The sequence below is a fragment of the Wolbachia endosymbiont of Drosophila bocki genome, assembly GCF_028982005.1.
Lineage (GTDB): Bacteria > Pseudomonadota > Alphaproteobacteria > Rickettsiales > Anaplasmataceae > Wolbachia > Wolbachia pipientis.
The window spans coordinates 1-2,044 of the sequence record NZ_JAPQLG010000144.1; the positions used below are offsets into that span (position 1 = coordinate 1).

Annotated in this window: 2 protein-coding genes and 1 pseudogene; 2 read left to right on the forward strand and 1 reads right to left on the reverse strand. The window is 33.5% G+C overall.

Annotation, left to right across the window (positions count from 1 at the left end; all coding sequences use genetic code 11):
- Nucleotides 1-62: 62 nt before the first annotated feature.
- Nucleotides 63-158: pseudogene (locus OZD61_RS03175) on the forward strand (tRNA (guanosine(46)-N7)-methyltransferase TrmB); the annotation flags it as partial.
- Nucleotides 159-634: 476 nt separating this feature from the next.
- Here the strand turns inward: OZD61_RS03175 and OZD61_RS03180 are convergent.
- Nucleotides 635-1,282: a heme exporter protein CcmB gene (locus tag OZD61_RS03180; RefSeq protein ID WP_151808123.1), complete on the reverse strand. Its 648-nt coding sequence runs from the start codon at nt 1,280-1,282 to the stop codon at nt 635-637.
- Between the two features lie 106 nt (nt 1,283-1,388).
- Between OZD61_RS03180 and OZD61_RS03185 the strand changes: the two genes are divergently transcribed.
- Nucleotides 1,389-1,781: a TraR/DksA family transcriptional regulator gene (locus tag OZD61_RS03185; RefSeq protein ID WP_064124828.1), complete on the forward strand. Its 393-nt coding sequence runs from the start codon at nt 1,389-1,391 to the stop codon at nt 1,779-1,781.
- Nucleotides 1,782-2,044 lie beyond the last annotated feature (263 nt).

Sequence of the window (2,044 nt, forward strand, 5' to 3'; positions counted from 1 at the left end):
AGATATACCTCTTTCTTAACTATGCTTATTTTACCTCATATTTTCGAGATCCTTAACAGGTTCTTACAAAATACCACAGAAGAGCGCTTAAAGATCAGCGTAAAGTGAGGTTCTTTAAAGTAAGTGTTATTAATAATTTGCAGACTATGGATCAATAGAGTTTTTGCATATCTCTTTTACGTTAACTATAGATTAAAAATAATAAAAAAAGAGGGAGAAATAGAGTAAATTCCTTTAACTACTTCTCCTTATGAAGGAATAGACTTCTTGCATAACCCAAACTAAGTAGAAAAAAGGTATCATCCAAGTAGCCCCTTTCTCGTCATGCCGCTGCGAATCGTCATACCGCCGCGGCGCTAACACGTAGCGGGATGATGAGGCTTATCGTCATGCCACCGCGAACCGTCATACCGTCACGGTATCTCTTAGCCGCTAACAAGTAGCGGGATGACGGTTGTCAGGTTAGCTGTTATCCCAGTTTTTGACACTGGGATGACAACGAAGGGCTACTTGGATGACAGGGAAGGATGCTGGAATGAAGGTTTTTCAAATTGTCGATAAACCTAAATCTATAATAACTATTTGCCTTTTTTCTAGGTTATGCAAGAAGTCTACTGAATAACAGTAAGATTTTTCAATCCTGTTCCACAGCAAATTTTAGTGCCATGTGAGTAGTTATGGTGCTGTTAACAATCAAAATAACAAAAACTAAGATGGTGATTAGTAGTGTATAAATATTCAAGGATAAATTTTCAAATTGAGTTAGCATTTTAAAATACACAAAGGTTGGCATTATCATTGGCAAAACAAGAATTTGCGATACTCCTGATGCTAAGTTGTTTCGACCAATCATCAATGCATTTCCAGTAGCTGAAATATTAATGATTATCAGCGTATTAAATAATAGAGACACTCCAACTGCTATTGAGTGTTCAATACTATTGCCTAGAATTGCAAAGCTGAATATGGAAGAAATTACTGAAATCGGTAACCCAAATAATAACCAGTGAGCGAAAATTTTATAAGCAACTATAAGCCTAGAAGAGAGTGGCTGTACAAAGATTTGCTCTAATATTCCATCATGATAATCAGATGTAAACAAATTATTTGTAGAAATCTGCAAAACAAATGTAGCACATATCCATGTTAATGTTAACATAACTTCTTGTTTATTGTTGTTTTTAAGTGTAAATGAAGATAAACTTAACATTATGATAAAAATACATACTATATAGGTAAAGTTCTTATCATCTATTACTAATTTTTTTACTGAATCGATCATACTAGGCTTTTAAATGTTTATTATAAATTATAGTGTTTACTTTGAGGTAGTATAATTTTTTGTTCATAAATTATATAGGTTTTATTATTTTTTTGATAATGCAATTATGGAAAAGTTACCAAAAATAAAGTCACCAGAAGATTACACTCCTTCAGAAGATGAAGAATATATGAGCGTAAAACAACTGGAATACTTCAGCTTAAAGTTACAGTCAATACTCGCTGAGCTGGAGAAACAAGAACTAGAAGAGAATAGTATTGATACATACTATTCTGATGGAGATAGTGGAAACGAGGAATTAATCAAGCGTCGAAAAGATAGAAAAGAAAAAATTAAGGAGGCGTTAGAAAAAATAAAATTAGGCACTTATGGTTACTGCGATGGAACAGGAGAAGAAATAGGAGTCGAAAGACTTAAAGCTAATCCGCTTGCTATATATTGTATTGAAGAGCAAGAGAGAGTAGAAAAAGAAAAGAACGTGTACAACATTAACGATTAATTTACACATAAGTGGTGAGCCCATTGGACTTCAAGAGGAGCAAGAGGCGCTGAAGTATGTTATGCTATAAAGAAAGTGGAAAATTGGACATCCTCAACTTGACTCCTGCAGATTAAAAATTAAGTTGTATCCGTTCAGGCAATGGCGTCAACTTAAGGAAAAATATCAGCGATAGTGTATAAAATTTCTCTCTAAATTTTTTATCATTAAATTATCCAAAGAGTGCAAGGGACAGCACTTTTGTTTCTATTTTATTGCAACAA